Annotated in this window: 11 protein-coding genes; 1 reads left to right on the plus strand and 10 read right to left on the minus strand. The window is 36.4% G+C overall.

The window, feature by feature from the left end:
* The first annotated feature begins 251 nt into the window (after positions 1-251).
* Positions 252-3446: a glycoside hydrolase family 2 TIM barrel-domain containing protein gene (locus FLACOL7796_RS09415; protein WP_173970547.1), complete on the plus strand. Its 3195-nt coding sequence runs from the start codon at positions 252-254 to the stop codon at positions 3444-3446.
* A 97-nt stretch (positions 3447-3543) separates the two neighbouring features.
* Here FLACOL7796_RS09415 and FLACOL7796_RS09420 read toward each other — a convergent pair whose 3' ends face one another.
* The 10 genes from FLACOL7796_RS09420 to FLACOL7796_RS09465 all read right to left on the minus strand — a co-directional run bounded on the left by FLACOL7796_RS09420 (position 3544) and on the right by FLACOL7796_RS09465 (position 24088).
* On the minus strand, positions 3544-6246 hold the full coding sequence (locus FLACOL7796_RS09420; protein ID WP_173970548.1) for an alpha-L-rhamnosidase: 2703 nt from the start codon (positions 6244-6246) through the stop codon (positions 3544-3546).
* 749 nt (positions 6247-6995) lie between these two features.
* Positions 6996-8957 (minus strand): glycoside hydrolase family 97 protein, encoded by a 1962-nt coding sequence (locus FLACOL7796_RS09425; RefSeq protein ID WP_173970549.1) that lies wholly within the window; start codon positions 8955-8957, stop codon positions 6996-6998.
* 77 nt (positions 8958-9034) lie between these two features.
* Positions 9035-11215 carry a GH92 family glycosyl hydrolase gene (locus tag FLACOL7796_RS09430; RefSeq protein WP_173970550.1) on the minus strand — a complete coding sequence of 727 codons (2181 nt, stop codon included), beginning with the start codon at positions 11213-11215 and terminating at the stop codon, positions 9035-9037.
* 31 nt (positions 11216-11246) lie between these two features.
* Positions 11247-12677: a glycoside hydrolase family 125 protein gene (locus FLACOL7796_RS09435; protein WP_173970551.1), complete on the minus strand. Its 1431-nt coding sequence runs from the start codon at positions 12675-12677 to the stop codon at positions 11247-11249.
* Between the two features lie 35 nt (positions 12678-12712).
* Positions 12713-15016, minus strand: coding sequence for a GH92 family glycosyl hydrolase (locus FLACOL7796_RS09440; protein WP_262889160.1), 2304 nt, complete (start codon positions 15014-15016; stop codon positions 12713-12715).
* A 4-nt stretch (positions 15017-15020) separates the two neighbouring features.
* Positions 15021-16829, minus strand: coding sequence for a glycoside hydrolase family 2 protein (locus FLACOL7796_RS09445; RefSeq protein WP_173970552.1), 1809 nt, complete (start codon positions 16827-16829; stop codon positions 15021-15023).
* A 180-nt stretch (positions 16830-17009) separates the two neighbouring features.
* Positions 17010-18191 (minus strand): glycoside hydrolase family 76 protein, encoded by a 1182-nt coding sequence (locus tag FLACOL7796_RS09450; RefSeq protein ID WP_173970553.1) that lies wholly within the window; start codon positions 18189-18191, stop codon positions 17010-17012.
* 61 nt (positions 18192-18252) lie between these two features.
* Positions 18253-19377 carry a SusE domain-containing protein gene (locus tag FLACOL7796_RS09455; RefSeq protein WP_173970554.1) on the minus strand — a complete coding sequence of 375 codons (1125 nt, stop codon included), beginning with the start codon at positions 19375-19377 and terminating at the stop codon, positions 18253-18255.
* 29 nt (positions 19378-19406) lie between these two features.
* Positions 19407-21029, minus strand: coding sequence for a RagB/SusD family nutrient uptake outer membrane protein (locus tag FLACOL7796_RS09460; RefSeq protein WP_197913320.1), 1623 nt, complete (start codon positions 21027-21029; stop codon positions 19407-19409).
* An 11-nt stretch (positions 21030-21040) separates the two neighbouring features.
* Positions 21041-24088 (minus strand): SusC/RagA family TonB-linked outer membrane protein, encoded by a 3048-nt coding sequence (locus FLACOL7796_RS09465; protein ID WP_197913321.1) that lies wholly within the window; start codon positions 24086-24088, stop codon positions 21041-21043.
* Positions 24089-24220: the final 132 nt, after the last annotated feature.

The raw sequence follows: 24220 nt of genomic DNA on the forward strand, positions 1-24220 counted from the left end.
ATATATACTTTTTCACTATTCAAAAATGAATAAAAGAATATTTTACAAAAACAATAAGTGCAATATAAAGGGAGAATAAAATAAAATTATGTATTATTACTGATAAAAAACAAAGATTAACCAATGTATTTAAGTAATAGTTGAATAAACTGGTAGGCAAAATTTAGAAATACCAAATCGATTTAGTATGTTTGCAGTAATTTAATAATTTTCTAAACCAAAACTATTACTAATTATCTAAAACCACAGGTATGTTTCACCCATTATTAAAAAATCGAAGTATTAAAATTTTTCTTTTTATAGTTCTGATATTCCACCAAAACTCCATTTTTGCCTTTCAAAAATTAGAACAAAATCTTTCTGCTCAGGATACAGCAAAGGTTCCTAAAGAAATTGAAGATCCTGAAAATATCGGCATTAATAAAGAACCTGCGCACGCAACTTTAATGCCTTATGCTTCGCTAAAAGAAGCGCTTACTGCAAACAGACACGCTTCTACTTACAGTAAAAGTTTAAATGGAATGTGGAAGTTCAATTGGGTCGACTGGCCTCAAAAACGTCCGGTAAATTTTTATAAAACAGATTACGATGTATCGAAATGGAAAGAAATAAAAGTACCGTCGAACTGGCAAATTGAAGGTTACGGAACACCTTATTACAGCAATTTTAATTACATTTTTCAGAAAGACTTTCCGCGAGTGATGAGTACGCCTCCTGAAAATTTCACGGCATTTCACGAAAGAAACCCAGTCGGTAGTTATCGTCGTGATTTTACCGTTCCGGAAAACTGGAAAGGAAGACGCATTTTGATCACTTTTGATGGTGTCGACGCGGGATTCTTTATTTGGGTAAACGGGAAAAAAGTAGGCTATGGCGTAAACAGCAGAAATGCAGCAGAATTTGATCTGACAAAATATCTTGTTGCCGGAAAAAATACCCTGGCTGTAGAAGTCTATCGTTTCACCACAGGAAGTTATTTAGAAGATCAGGACATGTGGCGTTTGAGCGGTATTTTTAGAAACGTAACGCTTTGGAGTACTCCGCAACAACATATCAGGGATTATTTTATCAAAACCAATCTCGATAAAAATTATAAAGATGCCGAAGTTGTGGTAACTACCAAAATTAAAAACTACGCAAAAACAATTTCGAAACCACGATTGGTACAAGTCAATTTATATGATGGCAGCGCTATTGTGGGCAAAGCAACCGGGAAAAAAATTGTTCCGGCTTTAAAACCAGGTCAGGAAGTTGCGATAGATGTAACGTTTAATGTTACGAATCCTAAAAAATGGACAGCGGAAACCCCTACTCTTTACACCGCCGTAATTGATTTAAAAGAAAGAAAAAATACAATCGAAACTCTTTCGTCTAAAATTGGTTTTAGAAAAATAGAAATCAAAGGAAGATTGTTTACTGTAAATGGTGTTGCGATCAAACTAAAAGGAGTTAATCGTCACGAAAACTGGCCAGATGACGGTCACGCCGTTACAGAAGAACAAATGATCAAAGACATTTTGTTAATCAAACAAGCCAACTGTAATCATGTCAGAACAAGCCATTATTCTAATGATCCGAGATGGTATGAATTATGCGACGAATATGGTCTTTATTTAGTTGCTGAAGCCAACGTAGAATGTCACGGAGCCATGAATGAATTTAATGATGACCCTCGTATAAAAGCCGCGATTGTAGATCGTAATGTGGCGAATACAGAGAATTTCAAAAACCATCCTTCAGTTTTAATCTGGTCATTGGGTAATGAAAACGGAACCGGTGGCGTGAACTTTAGAGCGGCATTAAAAGCAATTAAAGATATAGATCCAACCCGACCTACTCATTACGAAGGTTTTGGCATTGCCTTAAACAACCCGGCCGATATTGACAGTCAGATGTATACAGATGTTTTTAACTTAGAAAAACATGCTAATGATACTTCTTTGACAAAACCATTTTATTTATGCGAATATGCCCATGCGATGTTCAATTCGATGGGATCTGTAGACATCTACAATGATTTATTCGATAAATATCCTGCCCTGCTTGGTGGTGCAATTTGGGAATGGCAGGATCAGGGAATTTACAATAATCGTGATCCAAAACATCCTATAACTGCTTTCGGAGGTGGTTTTGGCGAATTTCCAAACGATCAGTACTTCATTCATAAAGGAGTGGTATTCTCTGACCGCTCTTTAAAACCGCATTATCCTGAATTAAAACATGCATACCAATGGATTACAATTTCAGACAAAGACAGTAAAAACGGCATTTTCACAATCAAAAACCGTTATGAAACGAAGAACTTGAATAGCCTTTCGGCAAAATGGGAATTGACTGAAAACGGAAAATCAATCGCTACGGGAGATATTGCAACAGGTTCTATAATTCCGGGTGAACAAAAAGACATTCAGATTCCTTTAAATATTACTCCAAAATCAGGTTCAGAATATTTCTTACGTATTTCATTTGCTCTTGCAGAAGATGAATTATGGGCCAATAAAGGTTACGAAGTAGCTTCGCAGCAATTCGAACTTCCGGTAAATACTCCGCCAGTTTTGCAACATATACCTGAAGGTACTTTATCTGTAAAAAACAACAGAAACAGCATTCAGCTTATTGGTAACAATTTTAAAATTGAATTTGATAAAAACAAAGGAACATTTTCGAAAATAGAAAAAAACGGTAAAAACCTTTTACAGGAAAACGGAGGACCACTATTGCATTTATGGCGCGCACCACACAGAAAAGATGATATGTGGGCGTACGAAAACTGGGAAAAATACGATTTGAAATCGATCAAATGGGTAGTGAGTGATATTAAAACTCAAAAAATATCCGGTGGAAGTTTCGAGATTAAAGCTACATTAACCGGAACCGGAAAAGAAAATTTTAAAGTGGTGCACCGTGTTTTTTATACCATTAACGGAAACGGTACTATTAAGGTAACCAATGATATCAGTTTTAATGATCCTAAATTAATTTTAGCGCGAATTGGTGTTCGAATGTTTTTGAGTAAAGATTTAGACCAATTTGATTACCTAGGACGCGGACCAATGGAAAATTATCCTGACCGTAAAAGCGGCTTTGATGTTGGTCATTATTACAGCACTGTAAAAGAGCAAATGACACCTTACGAAAAGCCAATGGAATCCGGAAATCATGAAGATGTACGTTGGGCAAACCTAAAATCTCAAGATGGTTTAGGATTAACTATTAAACAAGGTGATGATTTACTACAAGTAGCTGCATTGCCTTACAGCGACGAAGAAATGGAAAATGTAGAATACAAAATAGATCTGCCAAAAAGCAAAGGAACGGTATTATGTGTTTCGCATAAAACCTTAGGAGTAGGTTCCTGGGGATGCGGGCCGAAGCCATTAGAACAATATATGGTGTATGCAAAAGCAACTTCTTTTAATTACGAAATCGATCTGAATTCAAAATAAAAGCCTGATCTTTCCGCTTTAAAAAGCATCCAAAATAAAAAAGCATTAGTAAATATAAATTACTAATGCTTTTTTTTATTTCAATGTAATGAAGGTTTTATTCCTGATTAATTTTAAAAGAATACGAACCTGATTTCAGGTGAATTACTTTATACAATCCTTCGTTGATAATGTTGATGTCTTTTGAATTGCAACTAAAAGTTTTGTCTTTTTCTAAATAAAAACTCGCGCTGGAGTTGGGCGGAACCACCACATTATAAAGTATTTCTTTGTTTTCTTTTTTCCAGTTCGAGACAATTTTCCCATAAGGAGAACTATGTTCAGACTCAAAATAAGTAAGATCTTTAACAAAATTTGGTTTTAAAATAATATGCTTAAAACCAGGCTGATTTTCATCCGGAAAAATTCCGCCCAATCCTTTGTACATCCACGCTCCTATTTCTCCAAACATAATATGATTCATCGAAGCATCATTTTTCTCGACATTCAATGGCCAATTTTCAAACAAAGTCGTGGCGCCGTTTTTTATCCAATAACCCCAGGACGGAAAATCTTCCTGAGAAGCAATTTTATAAGCAGCATCGGCATAACCATTTTCGCTCAATGCATTCAGCAAAGACTTTGTGCCCAATAAACCAACGTCAAGATGAAAATTAGTTTCCTGTACTTTTTTGTATAAATTATCGGCTACTTTTTGCTTAAATTCATCAGGAACCAATCCCCAATACAACGGACCGGACAATTCGGTTTGTGTGCCGCTGCAGTATAAACTTGTAGTTGAATTAAAAAATTCTTTATTGAATGCTGTTTTAATTTTTTCTCCCAATTTAAAATAATGTTCCGCATCGCTGGTGTTTCCTAATAGTTTTGCTGTCTTCGCTAAAATCATCACATCAGTATAATAATACATCGTCGAAGTTAGCGGTTTAGAACTTACGGTTTTTACAGGAACCCAATCTCCTAATCCCCAATCTGTAATCCCGCCTGGATATTTCTTATCAATTAAATCTACATACTTTTTTATGTTGGGATATATTTTAGTCAGCAAACTGGCGTCGCCGTAAAACTCATATATTTTCCGCGGAATAATAGCAATCGAACTTGTCCAGTCCGGACCAGTTGCAAATTCATATCCAAATGCTCCCGGATTAGGAACAATGTTCGAAATTCCTCCGTCCGGTTGTTGCTCGTCCTGATGGTCAGCAAGCCATTTTTCGTAAATCGTGATTCCGTCAAAATTGTATAATCCCGTTTCTATATTCGTGTGTGCATCTCCTGTCCAACCATTCTTTTCGCGTTGCGGACAATCTGTTGGATAACCAAATAAATTAGCCAGATAGCTGCTGTTTGTCGCTTCCCAAATCTTATTAAAAACCGAATTCGAGGTTTTAATTTTCCCAATAGCAGGAACATCGCTGTGCATTTCGAGCGCCAAAATACAATCATACTTCAATTTAAAAGGGCGACTTGAAGTAACTTCTACAAATTGAAATCCTTTATAATTAAATTTTGGAGAGAAGCTTTCCTTATCATTTCCTTTTACAATAAAAATATCCGTCTGAAAAGGATCTGAATTATCAGTTGGTCTGTAATGCAAATCGATATTCGAAAGATCAACTATCCCGTTTTTATACAAACGTTCCGCATGTTTTATTCTAAAAACAGTTCCCGCGACAGCATTTTTTATCGAAAAACGAACAGTCCCTGCAATATTTCTTGGGAAAGAAAACACAGTCAAAGTATCGTTTACACGATTGATTTTGGTAGGTTTTAACTCAGCCACCACTTTAATAGGATGCAATTGCTGCGACACCAATTTTGATGATGGCGCTTTTACAACTATTGCTTTATTCCAGTTACTATCATTAAAATCAGGTTTGTTCCAGTTGGCAATTTCTTTACGCGCATCATAATGCTCGCCCGTGTAAATACTATTAAAAATAACCGGACTATCCGCTGTTTTCCAACTTTCATCTGTTACAATTGTTTCCGTCGAATTATCAGCATACGTAATTCTGATATTCACCAGACAACGAGGTCGGTTCCTCCAAATTGTTTTATCAAAATGCCAAACAGCCGTCGATTGGTGATTGTACCAGCCGTTTCCTAACAAAATACAAAAAGCATTTTTTCCCTTTTGCAAATCGGCCGTGATGTCTAATGTGGCGTACAAATTACGACTGTCGTATTTCGTAAACATAGGATCAAGCATTCGGTTTCCTGCTTTTTTTCCGTTCACATAAAATTCGTACAATCCGCCGGCGGTAACATAAACACGGGCTTCTTTGATCATTTTTGTTGTCGTAATTTCTTTTCTGAAATAAGGAGCCGGTTTGTAATTCTTATCATGAGAATCAGAAATCCAACTTCCTTTCCAGTCGCTCGATTGCATCATGGCAGTTTCAAAACGCTGAATCTTCGAAATTCTCATTTTGCCATTTTCATCCCAAACTTTTACTCTCCAAAAATAAGTAGTAAACGATTGTAGAGTCATTCCTTTATAAGAAACTAAAATAGCGTCCGAAAGCACTTTTCCAGTATTCCACACCGTTGCTTTTCCTTGTGTTAAAGCATTAGCGTCTGTTGCAATTTCTATCTGATAAGCCGTTTGCGCTACATTGTGTCCACTTCCATTCAATTGCCACGAAAGTCTTGGTTCTGGCACATCAATCCCTAATGGATCAACCAAATGTTCGCACTTAAGATTTACCGGTGCCTGACAATATCCTGCTACATTCATCAATAGAAAAAGGAAAAACAGGCAAATTGTTTTACTATTTTTTTTATGTTGTATAATCATTAGATTTTATTTTTTAATATTTTGAATTGGCTTGTAAAAGCAAATCATTTTTTTTAGGAGCTAATCCCGCACCCGAGCCTGAAAGAGCGAACTGGCGAAGCAATCCGTTCCAATCTTTTTATTTTTTAAAGAAAAAAACAAAAAGGATTTCCACTTTTATCGGGGCTAGGGCAATTGTTTTCATAAGAACTTTTTTTGTCACTCTGAGGAACCAAGAATCAAACTTGGGATTCGACCATCATAATCAAAACTAATTTGAATATTGCACGCAGATGACACGGATTCGCTTCGCGAAAACGCAGATTTGCAAAGATTTTTTATTTTCTCACAAAGTAAACATAATCTTGTCATCCCGAGGAACGAGGGATCTCACAAGAAACTCGACAAAGATTGGCGAATACCTGAACAGAAATACTAGTGTGATCTCTCATTCGTCGAGATAACAAACTTTGTGGTTACTCATTCATTGAGTCTTTTTGTCATCCTTAGGGACGAAGGATCACAATCTTTTTGGTTACTTACTGATTAAGAGTTTTTGTCATCCCGAGGAACGAGGGATCTTCATGAGAAATTCCACAATCAAAATCACCAATCTTGGTAGAGCTACTGGCGGAGATCCCTCGTTCCTCGGGATGACAAACTTTGTCGTTGCTTTCTATATAAACTCCAGCTAAAGCTGGAGCCTATTCAACAAAAACTATGCGGGATAAAACACAAAACGATTATATTTTAAAGAATTACGTCAAACCCTAAATCTCTTCTAAAACTGCTGCCCATCCTCCATTTTTAACCATTTTCACATCAATACCATCTTTGTTTGTAATGGTGTAATTCTTCTTTCTATAATCCATTGCCTGATATCCTGCGTTAATGCCGTCTTCAAACGTGGTTACTTTATAGGTTTTTCCGGCTTTTAGAAAATCTAAATTCAGTTTAAAGTTTCGTTGTTTTTCGGCATTGTTGGTTATTCCGCCAATAAACCATTTTGTTCCTTTTCTTTTGGCAACAATGGCGTATTGTCCCGCTTTGGCTTCTAATGCTTTGGTTTCATCCCAAGTCGTAGGAACCGAAGTGATAAAATCAGTACATTCTTTCTCACGGTAATAATTGGTTGGATTATCTGCCAGCATTTGCAAACCGCTTTCGAAAACAACAAACAAAGCAAGCTGATAAGCTCTTGTACCAATACTTGCCGAATTTGGTCTTTCAGATCTGTATACTTCCGGCTGCATGCTAATCATCGCGCCCGGCGTATAATCCATTGGGCCAACGGCATTTCGCATAAAAGGCAGGTACAAACTGTTGTCCGGTTTACAGCCGTCCATTTGTTCCATTCCTCTTACTCCTTCGTACGAAATTAAATTTGGATATTTGTATTCTAAACCTGCAGGCTTAAAGGCGCCATGAAAATCTACCAATATTTGATGCTTTGCTGCTTCTTTGGCTACATTTTCGTAATAATTGACCATTACCTGATCACTTCGATCCATGAAATCAATTTTTACACCTGCAATTCCCCATTCTTTAAAGGTTTTAAAAACGCCCATATTTTTATCGACAGTAAGCCAGGTCAGCCACAATACGATACCCACATTTTTTTCTTTACCATATTTAATGAGCTCATGAACATTCACATTCGGATTTGGCGAATACGGATCTTCTGTACTATTGGCCCAGCCTTCATCCATAATGATATACTTTATACCAAATTTCGAAGCAAAATCAATATAATATTTATAGGTATCCAGATTATAACCAGACACAAAGTTCACATCTGGACCGTAAGGCGTTGCGCCGTTCCACCATTCCCAGCTGGCTTGTCCGGGTTTTATCCATGAAGTATCTTTTAGTTCGCTTTTTGGAGCGAGTTTCAAAGTCATTGTATTTTCTATAAGCTGCTTGTCATTTTTAGTAATCACAAAATAACGCCACGGAAAATTTCTTGTTCCTTTGGTCTTGGCAATATAATTGGCTTCTTTCAAAATTTTAAGACTTCGGTCTCCATCAGGGCCAAATTCTAAAGGTGTTTTAGGAAATACGGCAGTAATGCTTTTTCCCGTTCCTTTTAAAAACATACAAGGATAATCCGAAAGGTCAGATTCGCTTATTAATATCTTGTATTGCTTTTGCGAATCGGCCAAAACAGGAAGTACAGACATTTTATCAGAAGGTTTCCAATCTTTTACCGTTGTTTGCGAATAAGCTTCTTCATAAGCCGTTTTAAAACCTCCAGGTTGTTGCACATGCAACAGATAATTATCCGGAAAATTAACAGCGAAATCTTCGTTTAACACTTCGATTTCTCCTTTTTTAGACGTTATGAATCGATAAGATATTCCGTCATCAAAAGCGCGAAACTCTATTGCATAATCTCCTTTAAAATTCAATACCAAATAATTGTATTGATTAGAAACAGTTGAAAACTTAAGCGGAACAACGGGTTTAATTTCCTCTTTTACTTTTCCGGTTTTACTTCCTGTTATTTTCGGATTTAATCCTAAAGTTTCATTTTTAAGGATTAATGCCAGATGATTTTTGGCGGCTATTTCTTCGTTTTGGATATTGATCGAATAATAGATTTTATCTTCTAAAGCAACCGAAACTTTTATTTCTCCGTTTGGTGAAAGGAGTTCGAACTTTTTTTGCTGAGAATATGCAGTAAAAATTCCCAACAATAAAAACAGGCATGTTACTAATTTAATTGTCTTCATTTAAAATTGTTTTTATATAAACAACGTCCCAAAAAAAGGGACGTCATTTTAATTTATACTTTACAAAGGCATTCTTATTATTTCGTTATAACTTGTATGTCTCCACCATTTTTAAACAAATCGTGAGAGATAAAATAGCCATCGATTTTAGCACCGTTTACTTTTATGGTTTCCAGATTTCTTTTCCCATTCGGGTTTTTGATGGTTACTTTTTTGCCTGCCGGTGTTGTCCATGATACTTCTTTAAAAATAGGAACGGTTACAATATATTCAGGATCGGCAGGAGATAACGGGTAAAGTCCCAGTGCACCAAACACGTACCAGGACGACATTTCGCCCGCATCATCCATACCGGACATGGCTAGTTTTTCAGGCCCGATTCCGTACATTGTTTCTAATATTTCGTCGATTCTTTTTTGTGATTTCTCTGGTTTATTTACAAAATAATACGAAAACGGAGCTTCGTGATCCGGTTGGTTACCGTGACAATATTGCCCGATAAAACCTGATATATTCCATGCAATATATTTAGGATTCCATGGTTTTGTAAAGAATTCATCAAGCTTGGCTTCAAAAGGTTTGTCGCCTCCATAAAGTTTAACCAATCCCGGCATATCATGCGGCGCAAAGAAGGATAATTGCCATGCGTTTGCTTCTCTGTACATGTATTCATAATACGGAAACTCAGGATTAAATGGCGTCACCCATTTTCCATCTGCCAGTTTACCTCTCATAAAAGTGGTCGATTTATCAAACACATTGGCGTAATTTTTAGAACGTTTTACCAAATCATTATAATGTTCTGTATCATTTAGTTCTTTGGCTAATAATGCCAATGCATGATCGTCATAAGCATATTCCAGCGTTTTGGTAACGCCTGCATTTCCTTTCGTTTCTACTACAGGATTTTTGATATCCTGTTCCGGAACATACCCTTTTACAATATATTCTGCGATGTGTGGTCTTGTTCCGCCTTCTTTATAAGCGTTGTTTAGTAATAGTTCGTATGCTTTTTTAACGTCGTACTTTCTAATTCCTCTCATATAAGATCCTGCAATAAATGATGCAGCATGATCTCCGTGAAAGAATGTTGGCATAAAACCTTTAATTTCTCCTTCATTGATCATCGAACTGATAATATCGCTGGTTTCATCTGGTGAAAAAATACTCAATAAAACCAGTTTATTTCTGTAATCATCCCACAATGAAGGAAGTGTGTAATAGTGATAGTTTTCTTTTCGAACTTTTCCTGCTTCGTCTGTAAATTGTCCGTTTACGTCACTTCGCAAAGCCGGCCATAAAAACGATCTGTACAACATGCTGTAGAACATTACATTTTGTTGTTCGCTTCCTCCTTTTACCTGAATTTTAGACAGCAGGTTTTCCCATTTTGTACTTCCTTCTTCAAAAACTTTGGTCAGGCTTTTTTCGCCTACTTCGGCTTTTAAGTTTTCGATTGCATTGTCTACACTTACAAAGGACAACGCTATTTTTACTGTTACAGGTTTTGTGTCTCCGTCTTTAATGTTTACCAAAGTATAACCGCCGCTTTTGGCAACATCTTTAGTATCTAACTTCTCTATCGGACTGCTTAATGTGGCATAAAAATATATTTTTTCGCCTCCGGTTCTCTGAAAACCGCTTACGGCATTTGAACCTTCCTGTTTAATCTGCCAGTCGTCTACATGATTATTCGCTTTGCCTAAATCAAAAAGTACTTTTCGGCCTTTGTTGTTTTTAAACGTATACTCGTGTACGCCACAACGCAATGTCGAACTTAGTTTTACCTGTACATCATAGTTTTTTAAATACACTTCGTAATAAGCCGGACTTGCTTTTTCCTGATCATGGATAAAAGATGATTTGTACGGAAATGTAGCTCCGTCCGGAACTGGTAAAAGCGGAATATGACATAGATTCCAATGTCCTTTATTGGTATGGGTAAAGCCTAAAATTTCAGTGTCTTCGTATTCGTATCCTGCACCTGATCTGTATTTTGTCATTGGGCTTAACTGTACCATTGCATTGGGTACTGATGAACCCGGAAATACCAATCCTGCCCAAACGCGCATATCTGCCGGTGGTGTGTAGCCTATTATTTTGGTATCTAATAATGGTGCGGTACCAATAAACGGATTGACCAGTGCTGTATATTTTCCTTTTGCAAGTCCTCCGCCTGATTTTTGAGCTGTCGCATTGAAGCTAAAAATAGACATAGAAAGGGCTGCAAGAACGATATTCTTGTTGAATTTTATCATTTTATAAAAAATTAAAACTTGTTATAAATAGTTATAGTTCCAGCAATTTTGGGTGTTTTTGATAGGTATCCCACAATAATTCGCCAAATAATGTATTGGTCCAGGCAAACCATGATCTTGTGAAATTCTTAGCGTCGTCTTTATGAAAAGATTCGTGCATAAAACCAGTATCGCCATGTGATGCTTTAAGCATTTTGATACATTGTTTTATTTCGTTTTGGTCTGATGTTGTATAGGCTCTCATGACTAACGACATCGGCCAGATCATATCCATTCCTACGTGTGGGCCACCAATTCCTTCGGCTACTTTTCCTTTAAAGAAAAACGGATTATCTTCTGATAACACAAATTTTCTGGTATTTTGATACGTTGGATCATTCACATCAATAGCATCTAAATAAGGTAAACTCAATAAGCTTGGCACATTAGAATCATCCATAAGTAAATGACCTCCAAAACCATCTACTTCAAAAGCAAAAATGTTTCCGTATTTAGGGTGTTTTACTACTGCATGTTGTTTGATGGCTTGTTCTACTTCATTTCCTAAAGCGCGTAGTTCTTTTGCTGTAGCGCTGTCTTTTTTAATGGTTTCTAACATTTCTGCAGCTTGTTTCATACTGGCTACAATAAAAAAGTTTGAAGGAATTAAAAAAGAAAAAACAGTTGCATCATCACTTGGTCGAAAGGCCGAACAAACTAAACCAACTGGTTTAACCGGATATCCGTAGCCTTTTAAGGGTCTTGTGTCTGTAGCAAATTGCGTTGTTCTCTGAAACGTATACGGGTTGGTACCGTCTTTTTGCTGTTGATCTTTAAATACTTTTAGGGTTGCTTTAATTGCTTTTACCCAATTGTCATCAAATGGAGAAGTATCTCCTGTATTTTTCCAGTAATTGTACGCCAGTCTTATTGGGTAGCATAACGAATCTATTTCGTATTTTCTTTCGTGAACTCCGGGTTTCATATCAGTATGATCTGTTGTCCACTCCCCTTTTTTGTTAGGATCGTTGTAAAATGCATTCGCATACGGATCTTTCAATATATATTCTGTCTGCCTGTTGATTACTCCGGCAATTAGGTTTTTAAGTTTGGTGTCTTTTCCGGCAAATGTCATATACGGCCACACTTGCGCAGAACTATCTCTTAGCCACATTGCATCAATATCTCCGGTGATTACATACGTATCAGGTCTTCCGTTTTTTTGCGAATAGGTTACCGTGGTATCAAGTGTATTAGGGAAACAGTTATTGAACAACCATCCTAATTCTTTGTCTTTTACATTCTTTTGAAATTCGGTTATCGTTTTTTCAATGAAATCACTTTCAAAATTTCTTTTTCCTTTTGCAACCCTTACAATAGGGAAATCTTTTACCATTTTAGTTCCTGCAATTATTTCCATAGGATCGATAAGGGCTAAACTGCCAAATAAAGCAGCATTCTGGATAAATTTTCTTCTTTGCATTGTTGTATATTTTAATTTATAGGGAAATATCTTTTTTATTCGTTTGTTAAAGAGTACGGAATATCTTCTTTTGCGGTTCCTCTTTTTAGATTTGGTGTGTTCGACATATCAAAATCTAATGTGGCACCTTTCATTAATTCAGAATGGCTCAACCAGTTTTTGGTGTATGTTTTTCCATTTACTTTCAGGTCTTTCACATATCTGTTTTGATCGTTATTTTCCGGCGCATTGATTTCTACTTTATTTCCGTTTTCCAACTCGATTGTTACTTTTTTAAACAATGGCGCTCCTACAACATATTGGTCTGAGGCCGGAGTAACCGGATAAAATCCTAATGAAGAAAAAACATACCAGGCCGAAGTTTGTCCGTTATCTTCATCTCCGCAATATCCATCCGGAGTTGCATGATACATTCTGTTCATTGTTTCTCTTACCCAATATTGCGCTTTCCAAGGTTCTGCGGCATAATTGTACAGATAAATCATGTGCTGAATAGGCTGGTTTCCGTGAGCATATTGTCCCATGTTGGCAATTTGCATTTCTCTCATTTCGTGAATCACTCCTCCTGTAAAATTGGAAGTAGCAAAAATTGGCGGTGAAGAAAAGACTTTATCTAATTGTGAAATGAATACCTGATTTCCTCCCATCAAATCAATTAAACCTTGTATGTCATGAAAAACCGACCATGAATAATGCCAGCTATTTCCTTCGGTAAATCCGTTAAACCATTGAAAAGGATCAAAAGGCTCCATGAATTTTCCGTCACTGTTTTTAGGATGCATTAAATTATATTTCGGGTCAAAAAGGTTTTTATAATTTAAACTTCTCTTTTTGTATAAATCAATTTCCGACTGTGGTTTGTTTAAGGCTTTCGCCAATTGGTAAATCGCAAAATCATCGTAAGCATATTCTAAAGTTCTTGCAGCGCTTTCATTTACAACATCGTGCGGTACGTAACCTAAAGTGTTATATGAATCTACTCCTGCACGACCTACTGCTTTTAGTGGTCCCGCATTATTGGCACCATGAATCACGGCTTTGTATAAATTTTCGATATCATACTTGTTTCCTTTTCCGCTTTTCAGGTAAGCTTCGGATACAATTGAGGCTGAATTATTCCCCACCATAATATCTCGTAATCCCGGGCTTGACCATTCCGGCAACCATCCGCTTTCATTGAATGCATTCGAAAGTCCTTCCTGCATTTGGGCATTCAGTTCCGGATACATTAAATTTAAAAATGGATATAAAGCTCTAAAAGTGTCCCAGAATCCGGTATCTACAAACATATAACCTGGTAAAACTTTTCCGTTGTAAGGGCTGTAATGAACCGGTTTATTATTTTTACCAAATTCAAAAAACTTTCTCGGAAAAAGAAGCGATCTGTACAAAGAGGAATAAAATGTGCCCATTTGGTCATTTGTTCCGCCTTCTACTTTTATGCGGCTTAATTCTTTGTTCCAGATCTCTTTTCCTTTTTCTTTAAGCTCATCAAAATTGTCTTTTCCTATTTCTTTCAGATTTCTTTCTGCCTGATCATAGCTTATAAATGATGACGCTACCTGAGCATTTACTTTTTCTCCGGCTTTTGTTTTAAAACCAATTACGGCTCCGGCATGATCTGCCTGCATTTCAAGGGCATTTCCTAAAACATCTCCGTTGAAAGTGGAATTCAACTGAAAATCTTTATCAAAAATGATCACAAAATAGTTCTTGAAGTTTAAAGGAACTCCTCCGCTATTTTTAGTCGTGTACCCAATAATTTTTCTTTCTGACGGAATAATTTTCACATACGATCCTTTATCAAAAGCATCAACTACAATGTAGGCTTTGTCTGTTTCGGGAAATGTAAATCGAAATCTTGCAGCTCTTTCTGTTGGAGTAATTTCAGTTGTAACGTTATGATCTGCCAAATAAACACTGTAGTAATAAGGCGTCACGGTTTCTGCTTTATGAGAAAACCAGCTTTGTCTTTCTTCTTCCTTAAATTTTAAATCACCAGTTACGGGCATTATCGAAAACTGACCATAATCGTTCATCCAAGGCGAAGGCTGATGTGTTTGTTTGAAACCTTTAATTCTGTTTGATTTATAGGTATAAGCCCATCCATCGCCCATTTTGCCTGTTTGTGGTGTCCAGAAATTCATTCCCCATGGCATTGCAATCGCGGGATACGTATTTCCGTTTGAGATTCCGTAATCAGAATCTGTACCTACTAAAGGATTTACCCAATCTACAGGAAGTTTCGATTCGCAAACTGTCGCGTTTTGTGCATTCATCGGAACAAATACAAGCAATGCGAATAAACTAAAAACGATTTTATGTTTATTTTTTACCAAAATCTTAATTATTAATAGCGTTAATGACTTCTTTATTTATTTTACTAACTTCAGAAAAATTCATTTTATCAACCTTACGATCGTAGGTCATAAAACCGTTTACTTCGCCTTCGACATCTGTTGTCTGGGTATAAACTGCTGCAGAAAAACCTACTTTAGATAATGTTTTTAGCTGCTCTGCATACTCTTTGTATTTGGCTGTCGTTTCATCATTGTTCTTGAACTGCGTGTACCCCCAGTTTTTATCTGTTTGCCATAAATGTCCTGTAACCGGAAGACCAATTCCGCCGTATTCTCCTAAAACAGTGATTCTGCGTGCATCATACAATTTTAAATTTGGCTCAGGATAATGGTGAATGTCTAACATGTCTCCTGTTTGAAAATGGTTTCCTCCGCTTGACGAATTTACTAATCTGCTTGGATCATGATTCTTCGTCCATTCTGTAATTTCAACTGTTTTAAATTGTCCCCATGCTTCATTAAATGGAACCCAAACTACGATACTTGGATAAGAATACAAATGATCCATAATCTCTCTCCATTCTTTTTTGTATGTCGCTTCAGATTGTGCTGTTCTTTTTAATTCTGTTCCTTCAAAATATTTGTGCATTTGCCAGATTGGGCCGTCATCGCCATTTGGCATATCCTGCCATACCAAAAATCCCATTCTGTCGCAATGTGTGTACCATCTTGCCGGTTCTACTTTTACGTGTTTACGAATCATATTAAAACCTAATTCTTTTGTTCGTACAAGATCGTATTTTAAAGCTTCGTCTGTTGGCGCAGTATACAATCCGTCAGGCCACCATCCCTGATCCAGCGGGCCAAACTGAAAACAATCTTTGTTGTTCAGCTGGATTCTCACAATTCCTTTATCGTCTCTTTTTGAAGAGATTTTACGCATTGCAAAATAGCTTTTTATTTCGTCGGTTACTTTTCCACCGCTGATTAATTTTACTTTAATATCATATAAAAATGGTGTGTCCGGCGACCATAATTTTGGATTATTCAATACAATGTCTAATGACTGACCTGCTGCAACTTTTTCTGTTGCAATGGTTTTGATACCATCAGATACTGTGATTTCAACAATATCGCTTGCAGTACTTCCTTCAATTTCCGGTACAATATTGATGGTGTTGTGATCAATATCCGGAGTTGTTCTTAGGTTATTAATGTGTTTTTTATTTACTGGTTCTAACCAAACGGTTTGCCAGATTCCTGTTACCGGTGTGTACCAGATGCTTTCAGGGTTTTTTACTTGTTTTCCTCTTGGCTGTGTTCCGTCGCTCGTAGGATCCCATACTTTTACGACTAATTTTTGCGATTTTCCGTTTAGGTAAGGCGTTATATTAAAACTAAAAGGAGTAAATCCGCCAGTATGTGTTCCTATTTTTACATTATTAATCCAAACTTCTGTTTTCCAGTCTACTGCTCCAAAATGTAATAAAATATCTTTGTTTTTCCAGTTGCTGTCGATGGTAAAATTGGTTTCGTACCATAATTCGTTTTCTGAACCTACTTTTTTCATTACGCCCGAAAGGCTTGATTCAACAGCAAAAGGAACGAGAATTTTTCCGTCGTAGCCTTTTGGCGCTGTTTGTCCTGCCGGTTGTATTGCGTAGTTCCATAAACCATTAAGGTTTTTCCATTGATCCCTTTCCATAATTGGTCGCGGATATTCCGGAAGTACATGATTGGGATCTACTTGTTCTGCCCATTTTGTTTTTATTTTATCTCCTTGTGGTTTCCATTGTGCAAAGGATACAAGGCTTGCAAAAAGAAAAAGTATAATTGTGATTTTATTCTTCATTATAATATTTTATTTTTTTTGAAATTTCCGGAAAGTACTTTGATTGAATATGTATTTAAATCTTTGTTCTTTGCATGCAATTTCTGTTGAATTGATAAACATTATAAAACCTGAAGGCTGTTTATTTCCTTCAGGTATTACAAAAATTACTACTTAAACTAAACTACTTAAACTAATTAATTAATCAAAAAAGCCATCTTTATTCAGCTTGGCTGCTGCTTCTATTAACATTACTCCGCTCAATTGAGTTGTTAAATCTACTTTTCCACCTGCTGCAGGAGCTACTTTCCAGTTGTTTCCTGAAAGCATTGCAGGTCTTAAAATTCCTTTTTTATAAAATGACTGTGCATTAAATTTTAAGAATTTTGAAAAACTCTCTTTATCTGTAGAATTTATAGTGGGGTGCTCTATTAATTCTGTAAAATAACGTACCAAAATTCCTTTAAATAATCCTCCATCGCCCTGACCTTCATCTTTAAGAAGCCCTTCTGAAACTAATTTTGGATTTGTTAAAACGTTTCTTCCTGATTTTACTGCATCATCAAGATATGTTTGCTCGTTTGTGGCTTTGTACAATCTTAAACCTGCTCCTATCCATGTTCCCATATTATAGGTAAATACCCAGTCTTTGTTTGTAGTAACTGTTCCGTTTACTTCAGATATATTATCCCAAACTGCTCCTGAAACAGGATCTACCAGATTATTTTTTTGCCATGCATAAATTTTCTTCGCCCAGGCAAGATCATCAGCATCATTATCAATTTCATACAATCTCATAGCAAGAATTACGGCTGGACCGTTTGATACGGCATTTTTTTGTCTTGGAGAATCTTGTTTCCATGTAATTCCCCCGCCAAAAACATCACTCCAGCTTAACTTTAATCTTTCCCATAAAAAATCGGCAACGTCTTTGTATTCCTGATCGTTTGTTGCTTTATAAGCACGAAGACATGAATTGGCCAGCCAAAGCATATCATCATTAAAAACATTATTGTAGGTGTTTCCGTTTTTTACTTTAATTCCCTGAACCAATGCTTTCATTTTGGCTTTGTAATTGTCATTGCCGGTTCTTAAATAACCGTCTACCAAAACATCAAGAACGTGAGCGTTTGGCCAATAATGAAAGGTACTGTTACCAGTATTGTTTTCTACAAAAGTTCCGTTAGCTCCCAAATAATTATTATAGGTAGAAAGCTGTAAAGAATCTACTGTTTGTGCCCAGGTATATTTAAATTCCGGACCGGTTGTGGTATTAGGATCTCGCAACGGAACTGCATCATCATCACATGAAGTAGTCAATAACCCTAATCCTATTACGCAAAGCAACATGACGCTATAACGTGTTGAAAATAATTTTTTCATAATATAATTTCATTTAATACAACGTCTCTTAAAGATCGCCTTTAAGAGACGTCAGGGTTATTTATAGAACTGTGAAACTGTGTGTGTAAGCTGGTACGCTTGCGCTAAAATTGATTACAGCGTTTACACTTTTGTTATCGACTGCGCCTGCAAATTTGAAACTATTTGCCCAAACATCGCTTGATACAGGAACCATATACCAGAACGATGCAGGAGTATTCGCGTCAGGTCTGTTATTATCTCCGTTAGTACTTCCGTACCATTCTTCGCTTGTAGTAGCACCATTTACAACAGTAAATTTAAATTTGTAACGCTCGTCTCTACCCCATGATTCTTGTTTAAAAACAATCGTTTTATTATCTGCTTTCCAAATTCCTTTTCCTGCATAAGTATATTCGAATAAATATTGGCTAAGTGGAGGAAACCATAGTTCGATTTTTTTAATTTCTGTCATCGTTGTAGAACCATCACTAAAATCTACTTTAATTTTATACACTTTAGCATCTCCTGCATAAGTTGTAGCGCCGTCTTGTTTTAATTTAGCTTCGCTGATATAGAAAACTTCAGGAGTGCCATTTTTTCTTGTAATGAATTTATAGCTTCCTGCTTGTAACTTCGTATAGATTTCGAATGTTGTAGCGCCTGTTTTCTTGAAAGCCTGTGCATCTGCCACTGTTTCTCCTGTTTCAGAACCTGCTCCTGTGATAAACAACTGATCCGGAGTTGGGAAACCGCCTGGTCTTTGTACTTCGATAATACCTGAAACACTCGATTTTTGAACATTTACTCCTTTAGAAGAATACACTGTCCATTTTAATTTTCCGATAGTTTCAGAGGCAATACCTGCCAGTCCTGCAATTTTGTTTAATTCTGTAAAAGAAAGATTTAATGTTTTCTGAAATCCGTTTCCGTCAGAAGGCTTTACATAAATTGGTTTAGAAAAATCTCCATCTGCACGATCAAAAACAACATCGTATAATACTACTCCGTTATCTTCTGCTTTAGCTCCTTCCCATTCAAATACTGCCGAACTCTGTGCTCCAAGATCATAGAATTTATTATTTGCAGGAGAATAAAGCGCGTTAACAGCACTTACATTAGTATGACTCATGGTATCGTCGTTGTCACAACTTGCAACAAAAATTGCGCATACTATTAATAATAATTTTGAATATATATTTTTCATTTTATTTATTTTTAGGTTGTTAGTTAGTTTTACCAGTTTGGATTTTGAGATAAATTAGTATTAATCAAACGCTCATCTCTTGGTATTGGCCATAAATAATGTTTCTCAGGATCAAAAGTTCTTAGGTTTACTCTCAAGTAACCATTGTCTACTGATGATACACCAAATTTTGCTCCGTGCGCATAGCCGTTCAAAACAACTTCGGCAGTTTTCCATCTTCTAATATCAAAGATTCTTAAACCTTCCATTGCAAATTCTGTACGACGCTCATTTCTTATTACTTCTCTAAGTCCTGTTTGTCCTAAAGTATTATTAAAAGATAAAGCTGCTGTGTCTGAAAAACCTGCACGGGTTCTTAATGGTTTAATGGTCTGATCCCATACTGCACTTGTCATTTGGTTCAACTCGTTTTTAGCTTCAGCATACATCAATAAAATATCTGCATAGCGAAACAACATTAGATTTAAACCTGATTGCAAAGAGGTTAAGTGTTGTGTATCATAATATTTACGAGTATAATAACCTGTAGGTGTTGAAGAAGAACCTTGTACAAATTCATCTGTTGGGTTTCCTACTGACGTACCAGGTTTGATGTAAATAATATGAGAACTTCCGTCTCCTTCTTTCCAGTTGTATTTATCATACACTACAGTATTGGTAAGTCTTGGATCTCTGTTGATATAAGGATCGTTTTCGTTATATCCTGATCCGGCTTCGTTAATTCTTTTTCCGTTAAGCATTAAATAACTGTCTACTAATTCCTGAGTTGGAGCCAAAGCATTTAGCCTTGCACCTGCAGAAAGCGGAGCCATGTCAAAAAATTCTCCCCACATTCTAAACTGAGGTACATATTGTAAACTTAAGATGTCTTCGCTATTGTACTCATTTTGTTGTTGAAACAATCCTTCGTAAGACGGAAACAAACTATACGTTCCGTAACTCATTGCAATAAATGGTTCTACCGTTTTTACAACATCATCCCATTTGCCTTCATACAAAAGAACTCTTGCTTTTAGAGCTACTGCAGCTCCCATAGTGATCTTTCCTCTGTCTGAAGTGGCAAGCTGTGTGTTTTTTGGTAATGCCGGAATGATAGCGTCTAACTCACTCAGTATAGAAGCGATCACTTCTGCATGCGACGTTCTGCTTACTGTTGTTGCTTCTGTAAGAGAAGGATCTTTCGCTATTAACGGAATATCTCCAAACCAAGTCGTTAACTGAAAATGCTGAAACGCTCTTAAAAAACGAGCTTCGGCTTTCATTCTTGCAATTACAGTGGCATCTGCATTAGGAACACGGTCTATATTTTCTAATAAAAGATTACAGGTTTTAATTCCTGCATATCTGTTGTTCCATTCGTCTTTTATTCTTCCTAAAGAAGGATCATAAATTCCGGCACCAATCGATGCAGCTCCGGCGTTATCCCCTCTTCCGTTAAAAGCATTATCAGATAAAGCTTCATTATAAAAGAAATACTGACTGGTTTGCATTTGCGAATAAGCCGTGTTCAGAAAAGTCTGTGCTTTATCTACACTTGTCCAATAATTAGAATCTGTAAATTGATTTTCAGGCGCAAGGTCCAGATCTTCACAGCTTACCAATAGTAAGAGTACCACTGGTATGAATTTTATGTGTTTAAGTATATTTTTCATTTTCATTTTTTTTAAAAGGTAATATCGATACCCATTCCATAATAAACCTGCGTTGGATAAGCTCTTCCGCTGTTAGCGCCTGAAGGTGTCATGCTATTGTTGAATTCAGAAAGTTCCGGATCAACAAATTTCACTTTAGACAGTGTAAGTAAATTTTGTCCTGAAACGTAGACATGAAATTTGCTCATTCCTAATCTTTGCGCCACATCATTTGATAATGAATATCCTATTTGCACATTTTTTAACCTTGCGTAAGCACCATCATACAAATACATATCAGAACCTCTTCTGAAGTTGTTTGTATTCGATTGTGTACCATTGTTTGCCAATCTCGGGTATCTTGCATCCGGATTTTGAGGCGTCCAATAATCCAATTGGTGCGTGTACATTGTCATACCATAATTGTAGTGAAATGGCTCTACAAGCTCACCTCTAATCATCATGGTTCTTTTTCCAACACCCTGAATGAAAATGCTTAAATCAAAATTTTTGTAATCTAAATTATAAGTCGCTCCGTACGTATATCTTGGGAAAGGATTTCCAAAAACAAACTTGTCATTGTCATCAATTTTACCATCTTTATTAACGTCTACGTAACGGTTATCACCTGGCTGAACATTTAATCCTTCCGGAACTGCTGCGCCTTTGATTTCATCCCAGTTCTGGAAAATTCCATCTCTCTTTAAACCAACATATGAATTAAAAGGCAATCCTTCACGAAGAATAACCTGTAACTCTTCTACACCAGTTAATCTTTCTTTTCCTCCATAATCCAGTACTTTGTTTTTAGAATCACCAAAATTCACCATCAAAGTATGATTTAATACTTTTCCTTTATGTCTGTAAGTCGCGCTTATTTCCCATCCGCGGTTTCCTACTTTACCAGCATTAAACATTGGTAATCCTGTACCAAAAACTCCAGGTACCTGAGGCGGTACAAGTATGTCTGATGTTACTTTATCGAAATAATCGAATGAAAATGATAAAGCTCCTTTAAAGAAATCGGCATCGATTCCGGCATTAAAAGTGGCTGCTTTTTCCCATTGAATATCAGGGTTTGCAAAATTATATCCTGTACCACTTACCCCACTATTATTAAAACCATAAGCGTTTTGAAAAGTAAAATAAGTCGTTTGATATTGATAGTTACCTACGTTTTGGTTTCCTAAAATACCATAAGAAGCTCTTAATTTGATGTTACCTACCTTATCGTTATAGTTTTCCATGAAATTTTCTTTGGTCAACGCATAACCAAGAGTTCCTGATGGAAAGAATCCCCATCTTAATTCATCTCTAAATTTTGATGATCCGTCATATCTAAAACTAAATTCTGCAAAATATTTATCTTTAAAATCATACGAAGCACGGCCAAAAAGAGAATTAAGGCTATTTTTTGATGAACTTGCATTAGAATTATAAGAGTTCTCTCCAATTACAGTTTCGCTGGTTGGCGTTCCTAAATCCGGATCAGTATATTTTTTGTAAATACCAATTCCTCTGTCTGAATGATTTTCATTAGAAACCCCAATCAATCCGCCTACGTTATGAACACCACCAAAAGTTTTAGTGTACTCTAACATAAATTGCGTATTAAGGTCAAGACTTTTTCTCGTTTCATCGTTCGTATCTCTGTCAGCGCCATAAACTCCCTGAGGCGAAAATTTTACTTCTTTTACTCTGCTGTACATACTTCCGGACCATAAACGTCCTCCAAAAACACCTTTTACTTTTAAAGCATCTGTTAATTTAAATTCAGCATTCAAAGCTCCAAAAACATCATCATTGTCGTATTTTCTAAAACCTCCCTGCTCTAAAATTCCTAATGAATTAAATTGCTGTAAAACATCATTCGTCAGGTAATTACCATCTTTATCTTTTTGAGTATAATATAACGGAACCCTGAAAGCATCTACCATTAAGGTACCTGTGCTTGATGAGTGATCTGTAATTTTTTGTTTTGAATAGGCTAACGTAGATGTTAACTTAAATTTACCGTATTCGTTCGTAAGATTTATTCTAAAGTTGTAACGCTCCATTCCTTTTTTAGGCCCGACGAATGTACTTTCCTGATCCAGATATCCTAATGATACTAAATAAGTTGAGTTTTGACTTCCGCCCGAAAAAGATAAATTTTGATTTAACTGAAGCGCCGGTTTTACAATTTCTTCTGCAAACCATTCTGTATCGCCATTTGCTTTTAGCTCAGCAATTTTAGCTGCCGAAAATACTGCTGTTGATTCACCTGAATTAAATGCAGCTTCATTTCTTAGCATGGCATTTTCGTACCCGTGTACCGGCTTCGTAAAATATTTAGGATTATTAAATCCTGTAAGACTGCTGTACTGAATCGACATTGGTTTCTCTTTACTACCTTTTCTGGTCGTAATAAGAACAACACCATTACTGGCTCTCGATCCGTAGATCGCAGCACTACCCGCATCTTTTAATACCGATACACTTTCGATATCAGCAGGATTCAAAGCATTTATATCTCCACCTACTATACCGTCTATAACTATCAGCGGGCTATTATTTCCTAATGTACTAATCCCGCGAATGTTTAGGTTTAAGCCTGCACCTGGCTCAGAGTTAGTTTGCTGAATCGTTAAACTTGGCGCTTTACCTTGTAGGGCAAGCGTTGCGTTTACGTTAGGTCTGTCCTTAAAGGCATCATTATTAACCTGATCGATGGCACCTACAACTTTTCTTTTCTTTTGTGTACCATAACCTACTACAACTACTTCATCTAATGCTGAGACATCTAAGTCCATTACTACATTAATAACGCTTCTGTTGTTCACCTTTAATTCTATCGGTTTGTAACCAATCATTGTAAAGCGCAAAGAACCCGTTCCGTTTTTTAATGTTATCGAGTAATGCCCGTCAAAATCAGCATTTACTGCATTTCTGGGATCACTTACATCAATAACCGAAGCTCCCGGAAGAGAAAGTTTGTCTGAAAGAGAAGTGATGACCCCAGTAACCTGAGTTTTTTGATTCTGGGCTGTAACATGGTTATACCCGCCACAAATGAGAATAATTGTGAGAAAAAAATGCATGTACAGCATCTTTTTCTTTCTGCAATTTGATTGTTTCATCATGAAAAATTTTGGTTAGTTAGTTTTTATTGAATTAATTCTGAAGTTTTAAGGATTGCGTTTTTTTGAAATTTTAAAATCACTTCAACTATT

Origin of the sequence: Flavobacterium bizetiae (genome assembly GCF_902804475.1) — a bacterium.
GTDB classification, from domain to species: Bacteria; Bacteroidota; Bacteroidia; order Flavobacteriales; family Flavobacteriaceae; genus Flavobacterium; species Flavobacterium bizetiae.

What these genes read in the sequence shown, in the direction of transcription:
- FLACOL7796_RS09465 (WP_197913321.1), bottom strand. Translation starts at nt 24,088, where the DNA reads ATGCATTTTTTTCTCACAATTATTCTCATTTGTGGCGGGTATAACCAT.
- FLACOL7796_RS09425 (WP_173970549.1), bottom strand. Translation starts at nt 8,957, where the DNA reads ATGAAGACAATTAAATTAGTAACATGCCTGTTTTTATTGTTGGGAATT.
- FLACOL7796_RS09420 (WP_173970548.1), bottom strand. Translation starts at nt 6,246, where the DNA reads ATGATTATACAACATAAAAAAAATAGTAAAACAATTTGCCTGTTTTTC.
- FLACOL7796_RS09435 (WP_173970551.1), bottom strand. Translation starts at nt 12,677, where the DNA reads ATGCAAAGAAGAAAATTTATCCAGAATGCTGCTTTATTTGGCAGTTTA.
- FLACOL7796_RS09445 (WP_173970552.1), bottom strand. Translation starts at nt 16,829, where the DNA reads ATGAAGAATAAAATCACAATTATACTTTTTCTTTTTGCAAGCCTTGTA.
- FLACOL7796_RS09415 (WP_173970547.1), top strand. Translation starts at nt 252, where the DNA reads ATGTTTCACCCATTATTAAAAAATCGAAGTATTAAAATTTTTCTTTTT.
- FLACOL7796_RS09460 (WP_197913320.1), bottom strand. Translation starts at nt 21,029, where the DNA reads ATGAAAAATATACTTAAACACATAAAATTCATACCAGTGGTACTCTTA.
- FLACOL7796_RS09430 (WP_173970550.1), bottom strand. Translation starts at nt 11,215, where the DNA reads ATGATAAAATTCAACAAGAATATCGTTCTTGCAGCCCTTTCTATGTCT.
- FLACOL7796_RS09455 (WP_173970554.1), bottom strand. Translation starts at nt 19,377, where the DNA reads ATGAAAAATATATATTCAAAATTATTATTAATAGTATGCGCAATTTTT.
- FLACOL7796_RS09450 (WP_173970553.1), bottom strand. Translation starts at nt 18,191, where the DNA reads ATGAAAAAATTATTTTCAACACGTTATAGCGTCATGTTGCTTTGCGTA.